The 6,490-nt window shown below is 63.0% G+C and carries 7 protein-coding genes and 2 pseudogenes; 4 read left to right on the forward strand and 5 right to left on the reverse strand.

Going from position 1 to position 6,490, the window contains the following annotated elements; translation table 11 throughout:
* Positions 1-331 (reverse strand): annotated as a pseudogene (locus tag VFA16_RS13570) (DUF1298 domain-containing protein); the annotation flags it as partial.
* A 187-nt stretch (positions 332-518) separates the two neighbouring features.
* Between VFA16_RS13570 and VFA16_RS13575 the strand changes: the two are divergent.
* From VFA16_RS13575 to VFA16_RS13585, 3 genes are read left to right on the forward strand one after another with little or no spacing between them, the layout of a single operon-like run.
* Positions 519-860 carry a hypothetical protein gene (locus VFA16_RS13575; protein WP_324968319.1) on the forward strand — a complete coding sequence of 114 codons (342 nt, stop codon included), beginning with the start codon at positions 519-521 and terminating at the stop codon, positions 858-860.
* A 2-nt stretch (positions 861-862) separates the two neighbouring features.
* Positions 863-2,494, forward strand: a complete 1,632-nt coding sequence (locus VFA16_RS13580) for an alpha/beta hydrolase family protein (RefSeq protein WP_324968320.1) — start codon at positions 863-865, stop codon at positions 2,492-2,494.
* Entirely contained in the window at positions 2,494-3,048 is a 555-nt protein-coding gene (locus VFA16_RS13585) for an LppA family lipoprotein (protein WP_324968321.1), read from the forward strand. Before VFA16_RS13580 ends, VFA16_RS13585 begins: the two co-directional genes overlap by 1 nt.
* A gap of 111 nt (positions 3,049-3,159) precedes the next feature.
* Here VFA16_RS13585 and VFA16_RS13590 read toward each other — a convergent pair whose 3' ends face one another.
* From VFA16_RS13590 to VFA16_RS13600, 3 genes are read right to left on the reverse strand one after another with little or no spacing between them, the layout of a single operon-like run.
* Positions 3,160-4,065 (reverse strand): alpha/beta fold hydrolase, encoded by a 906-nt coding sequence (locus tag VFA16_RS13590; RefSeq protein WP_324968322.1) that lies wholly within the window; start codon positions 4,063-4,065, stop codon positions 3,160-3,162.
* A gap of 13 nt (positions 4,066-4,078) precedes the next feature.
* A complete protein-coding gene (locus VFA16_RS13595; RefSeq protein ID WP_324968323.1) occupies positions 4,079-4,636 on the reverse strand; it encodes a hypothetical protein in 558 nt (185 codons plus the stop codon).
* Positions 4,633-5,232 carry a mammalian cell entry protein gene (locus tag VFA16_RS13600; protein ID WP_324968324.1) on the reverse strand — a complete coding sequence of 200 codons (600 nt, stop codon included), beginning with the start codon at positions 5,230-5,232 and terminating at the stop codon, positions 4,633-4,635. The genes VFA16_RS13595 and VFA16_RS13600 overlap by 4 nt, the downstream gene beginning before the upstream one ends.
* A 177-nt stretch (positions 5,233-5,409) precedes the next feature.
* Here VFA16_RS13600 and VFA16_RS13605 point away from each other — a divergent pair, with 177 nt between their 5' ends.
* Positions 5,410-6,042 (forward strand): TetR/AcrR family transcriptional regulator, encoded by a 633-nt coding sequence (locus VFA16_RS13605; RefSeq protein WP_324968325.1) that lies wholly within the window; start codon positions 5,410-5,412, stop codon positions 6,040-6,042.
* Here VFA16_RS13605 and VFA16_RS13610 read toward each other — a convergent pair.
* A pseudogene (locus tag VFA16_RS13610) lies at positions 6,043-6,490 on the reverse strand (VOC family protein); the annotation flags it as partial.

The following is a 6,490-nucleotide window of genomic DNA, read 5'->3' on the forward strand; positions in this document are numbered from 1 at the left end:
ACGGCATCTTTCGGATGTCGAGCTGGTTGTCTGCCAATCGCGCCACGGCGTCCAGGCAGCCATGCCAGGTATCGTCGGTCAGCTCGTGGGAGATCACCTGGTCGGGTTGGATGTTCGCGGGCACCCACATCGGATAGGTGAGCGCACAGCGGTCGTCGACCCGCATCGTCAGGTCAGGGCTTGCCCGGGCCCGGGCGCGAACGTCGTCTATTGCCTTGTGCAGATCGGCCGGTTGGCTCCCGAATGCGTAGAGCAGGAACTGATCATTGGGGATTTTGGCCGACATCCAATAAAACTGGGCGTCGACCGCCGCCATCCGGTGCTTCGTCATTGGTCGTTTCCGATGTTCGCCCGTTCGACGATACTGCGACTGCCGACAACTGAGCTCGGAGTTACCCGCACTGACGACAACGGCGTCCGGCCGGGATTTGCCGAGCACCGTCGTGGGTGACTTGCAGCCAATTCCTGGTACTGGTATGGGATACTTAGCAGCTTCGGATCGCGAGGTGGTAACGGGCATGGCAGCTCAAGACGAGTTGCGAGTCGACTTGGAGACGTTGGCCTACTCTGCGGCGCATGCTCACGGGCAGGGCGAGGACCTGGCGATCGCTCATGTGTCGTCGAACAACCGGATGGAGGCGGCGCAGCCCGGCTGGGTCGGGAGTTCTTCGGCAGCGCTGACTGCTCGGCTGACGGCCTGGCTGAGCACATCCCAGGCGTTGCTGACAATGGTCGGTGAACATGCGCTGGGTCTGCACAATGACGCCCGCGATTTTGCGACGATGGAACGTGAGAACGCTGAAAAGCTACGCGCCGTCGCAAACTACGCGAACGGGGCCGCCGGCGCTGCTCGGGATTAGCAGTGACGTTATCGGTCGCCGATATTGATCGCTGGAACGCCGAGGCCGTGCGCGAGGTGTTTCACGTGGCCACCGCACGGGGACAGGCCACCTTGGAAGTGTCACGCCAACTGGGAACGCTTGCGGTGTTTGACACCTGGGAAGGCCAAACGGCCGAAGCCAGGAAACACCAAAACACGCAAATCCGCAAAGACCTTGATGCCCATGGCAATGAGGCGCTTGCAGTGGGTCGAGCCGCCAACCAAGCCGCCGACGGCATCGAAAACGTGCAGGCTAAGTTACGCCAGCTGCGGGCCGACGCCGCCGCGCTGCACATGACGATCGACCCGATGACCAACGCGGTTGTGCCGAGTTCGACGTTCAAGGGTTTGCCGATAGAGGCCCTCATCGCCGAAGAGCAGCTACAGCACAGGCTGGATGAGATCTTGGCCGAGGCCAACGCGGTCGACTCAGAGCTGGCCGCCGCGATCAACATGGCTGACGGAGACACGCCCATCCCGGCCGATGCCGGTCCGCCGATCGGCCCGCAGGGGCTTACTCCCACCCAGCGGGAAAGCGACGCGAACCAGGCACGGCTCCGCGACGAACGTGCCAAACTCCAGCACCACATCGATGAGCTGCAGGGGCGCTATGACCGGCTGGCGGCACACGGCGGTGACAGTGCGGAGCTCCAGGGTTTAAAGGATCAGTTGAACGCCGCCCACAACCGCATGGCCGAGTTCGACTCGGTGGATAGAGCCCTAACCGAAGCGCCCGAAACCTACCTGACTCAACTGCAGATCCCCACTGACCCAAAGCAGAAAGTTGGCGCCGCGGTGGCTGTTGGCAATCCCGACACCGCCAGCAATATCTCGGTGACCGTGCCTGGTGTTGGCTCGACCACAAAAGCCTCATTGCCCGGCATGGTGAACGAGGCGAATAACTTGCGGCGGGAAGAGATCCGGCAACTCACCGCTGCGGGCAAGCCGGCATCGGTTGCCGCTATCGCCTGGATGAACTACAACCCGCCTAATCCGTTGGATTCCGGGAGTCCACAGGATCTGTTGAAGACGATGACCGACGCCCAAGCCAAAGCTGGTGCAGGGGACTTGTCCAAGTATTTGGAGCACGTCCGGGCGAACAACCCGACGGGCCATCTCACCGTGCTGGGGCACTCCTATGGGTCATTGACGGCATCGCTGGCGCTGCAGCAGCTTAACGCCGAGGGCGTCCACCCCGTCAACGATGTGGTCTTCTACGGCTCACCCGGCCTGGAACTATACAGCCCCGCCCGGCTAGGACTTGATCACGGAAGCGCCTACGTCATGCAAGCGCCGCACGACCTTATTACGAATTTGGTCGCGCCGTTGGCACCTGTGCATGGTTGGGGGCTAGATCCCTACGCTCCAGGATCAGGGATGATTGAGCTCTCATCGCAGTCCGGTTTCGATCCTGGCGGCATTTGGCGCGATGGGGTATATGGTCATGCCGACTACCCGCGAACCTTTCAAGACGCCTTGGGCCATCAGGAGTTAAGGATGTCAGGGTACAACCTGGCTGCGATCGCAGCCGGCTTGCCAGGTAACAAAGTGACGGCATCGCTGCTTCCACCTATCCTCGGTGGCGGTATGCCGGGTGGACCAAGGGGTCATTGATGCGGTGGTCGATGGCTTGGTCATTGGTGCTGGTGTGGGGGATTGCATTGGGTTGCGGCCACCAGGACAACAAGGAGGGTCCATTGAGCCCGGATAAAGTCTCTGCGCTCGAGAACGGGTTGCGCTCCAAACCGCCGCTGGAAGCGGCGAAGGAGCAGTACCGGGCCGCGGTGTCACAGATGGCGGATGCGATCGCGGCGCTAGTACCTGGATTGAGCTGGCGGGTAGATACAGATAGCTGGAACCATTGCGGCGGCGACTACGTATGGACTGACGCCAAAATGGCGTACCTCATGGTCGTATTCAGTGGGCCAATTCCCGACGACAAATGGACGCAAGCGGTGCAGATCGTTAGGGACGATGCGAAGCAGTTTGGCGCCACTAATTATGGAGTTATGAAGAACCAGGCTAACGACCATGATGTGTATGTCGCCGGTCAGGATGGCGTCGAGTTCAAGCTCTCCAGCCAGAAGACGGCTGTCCTGACCGCGCAGTCGGATTGCCGGATCAGCCAGACCGATACGCCGACTCCGTCGGAAACCCCGCATACCTAAAGGACTTAGACAAGGGTTATCGGCAGCATCCCATGATCAGGCCACAACCTCCTTTGAGCGGGAGCGAGCGCTGTACCTGAAGTCCGCGTGGAGGTCGCTCCTCGCATCTCGTTACCCGGCCGAACCGATGAACTTCAGTACCAACTCGGCCACCCTTTCCGGCTGATCGAGTTGGAGGAAGTGTCCGGCGTGTTCGACGATCTCTACGTCGCTGCCGTCGGGCAGGACCTTTGCCGCCCATTGCGCGAAACCGGCTGCGGCGCAGCCATCATCGCGACCATGTAGGTACAAGCTGGGCAACACCGGTGCGGCAGCCCAGTATCGGTGTAGTTCGGCGTAGCGTTCCGGCGGGCGGGTGTTACGGACGTTGGCCCGGTACGGTCCCAGTGCGGCCCGCCAGCTCTCCGGGGTGCCGATCGCGGCGTCGACATGGCGCAGATCCTCCTCGGCGTGGTAGGTCGGCGACCATCGCCGCCACAGCCGTGGCACCACCCACGATGCCGAACGCTCTGGTAGCCAAGGCAATTGGAAGTAGAGAATATACCAGCTACGGGTCATTTGACGCGGCAGCTTGGCGAGCAGCCGGCCAACGTCGGGTACTCGACCCAGGGGACGAAACGCCGCCGCCGGCGGCACCGACATGATCACTGCCTTGGCAAACGGACTGTCCGGCATGGCGGCCAGACCGGTCGCCGCGATCGCACCCCAATCGTGGCCGATCACCACGTCGCGCGTGGTACCGCCAGCAGCTGAGCGCGCCTGTAGGGCATCGTCCATCAACGCCCCAATCTGATAGCTGCCGTCGGCTGGAATCGACGATGGCGCGTAACCCCGCATGAAAGGGGCGACCACCCGCCATCCCGCCTCGGCCAGCCGTGGAGCGAACTTGCGCCACCCATAAGCGGTGTCTGGAAACCCATGCAGGCACAACGCAATCGGGCCGTCGCTCGGCCCCCAGGTGAGGGCTTTCAGCTCGACTTCGGGAGCCTGCACGTTGATCCAGCCTGGTTCAGTCATCGCCTGATCCTTCTCACACCGGGTCAAATCCGGAGATTAGCCATCGCTCGCCGATCTTGTCCAGGGTCACCCGGACACTGGAGGTCGCGGTGTTCGGCCGCGAAGTACCGATCGTGACGGCCTGATCGACGAACACCAAGACTACCGCGTGGTTTTCGGTCGCCGATACCGAAGCCGCTGCGGGGACGGTGGCCGACGCCGTGACATGTTTTTCTTTCGCATTGGGAATCAAAGCTTCCCGGGTCACTTGCATGTACGTGTCACGGAATCCGCCAGTCAACCGATCGCGCGCGGTATGCACCTGCTGATCGATCGTGTCAGGTGTAAACGACAGCAGTGCTGTCGCCGAATCCTTCGCCGCCTGCACCGATTCGGCGCGCGCGAGGTCAACGTTCCGGTCAGAGGAGTCGTGCCACTTCAACAGAGCCGCCGCGATGGCAAGCAGCAACGCGAGGCTGGGAAGCAGACCATAGACCAGCACGCGCCACCAGTCGACACGACGCTCGGATGCCGACGCCGGTCCCGTTGCGCCGGTGCGGTTATCGGCCCTGCCGGAGGGCGGTGCGGTCATGACAGGAATGCGACGTTGGAAACCTTGCCCCCGTCGCCCAGCTTGTGCACGGTGATACGCATCCGCAGGGCCTGGTCTTCCTGTTCAGCGCTGCCGGATTTGACGGTCTTCACGGTAACTGCCACCAGCACCTGTCCCTCGTCGCGCGTCTGCGATTCCACTCCAGCCTCGGTCACCGTACCGGCCGACTTTGACTGCGAACGTTTGACGGTGTCGATGAACGAGCGTGATCGATGAGAGAAGCTGTCGTAAAAGGTTCCGGTCGCTGACCCCAGAATCCGTTGCACGTCGGCGTCGACATGCTGATAGTCGAACGTGGTGAGGTTGACCGCACCCTGCCGCGCCACCTCGAGGAACACGCTGCGCTGCACCTCGGCGGTATGGGACTGGTAGGCGCGGAACCCAAGCCATCCCACCATGGCGCTCAATACCACCACGGCGATCAAGCCGGCGACCAATGCCCACCGATCGGCCGGCATCGCCCGGTACGGGGGCGGAGGCGGGGTTTGGCCGGCGTAGGCTGTCGCGCCGGCACTTTCCGGTTTGCCGTCTGTGGTGGACCCGCTCGATTCCGGTTCCGCCGCATCGTCTGCCATGTTCGCTCCTGTTCGGCCGCTTCCAGACCGATCGGCCGGCATACAGCTGCCGGTACGGTCCAACGTACGTCCAAGCGGCTGGCCTGCACTCTGCGACGCCGACCCGAGGCGGTGATGTTGAGCCAGAGTCATGCTCTGCGCAGCTTGCAGCATGGCAGGCCGCGTTACCGTCTTCTTATGGCGACTTCGGCCCAGACGCCGACGGAGGGCATCCCGAACGCCGGCCGCGGCGCCCCTACCGCCCGCCGCTGGGCCAAAACGGATGCGACTCAAGGGCGCATCCTGGACGCCGCGACCGATGTGTTCGCGACCAAAGGTTTAACCGCCGCCACGATGGCCGATGTAGTGGCCGCGTCGGGCGCCAGCATCGGCAGCATCTATCACCACTTCGGCGGAAAGAAAGAGCTGTTTTTGGCCATCTTCGAGCAGATGGCCCAAGCCGTCGACAGCCGTATCGAGGCGGCGCTGCACCAAGCCGACGAGCGGCTCGACAGCCGGCGCGCCTTCGAGCTGCACGTCCGGGCATACCTGGAGGCGATGTGGGAAAACCGGCGTGCGGCCAGGGTGCTGGTATCTGACGACACACCGGCTGGGTTTGAGACCGTGCGGCGCAAACGCATGACCGCCGCCGTCGGCAGCTGGATGTCGGTCCTGGAGTTAGACGCCTCGCTGCGTGCTCAGCTGCTGCGCCGAATCCTGGTGGCGACCATGGCGGAGTCGTCGCTCATGGCGGCCGAGTGCGAGGACCGCGGCGAGGTGACGGCGATTATCGAGGCGACGGTCGAGTCGATCGCCCGGCTGATCGGGTGATCAAACCTGCGCCACGGCTTCTTCAAGATCGGCTATGACGATCTTGCGCATGCCCAACATCGCCCTGGTGGCCGCTGCGGCGCGACCTGGATCCGGATCGGTGAGCAGCTCGAATAGCCGCTCAGGAACGATCTGCCAGCTCAGCCCATAGCGGTCCTTGCACCAGCCGCATTGCGATTCCTGGCCGCCGTCGGTCAGCCGGCTCCAGTAATAGTCGACCTCGTCTTGGTCCGTGCAGCTGACCAGAAACGACACGGCTCCGGTGAACGGGAACCGCGGGCCGCCGTTGACCGCGAAAACGGGTGCCGTCGAGCACAAACGTGCCGGAGACCACCTCACCAGGCTCGCCGGGGCCCGCTTCGGTGAAGCGATTGAGCGCCTCGATCCGCGAGTTGGGGAAGACCGAGGTGTAGAACTCGGCGGCTTCCTCCAGGTTGTCGTCGAACCA

Origin of the sequence: Mycobacterium sp., from assembly GCF_035653355.1 — a bacterium.
Taxonomy (GTDB): Bacteria; Actinomycetota; Actinomycetes; order Mycobacteriales; family Mycobacteriaceae; genus Mycobacterium.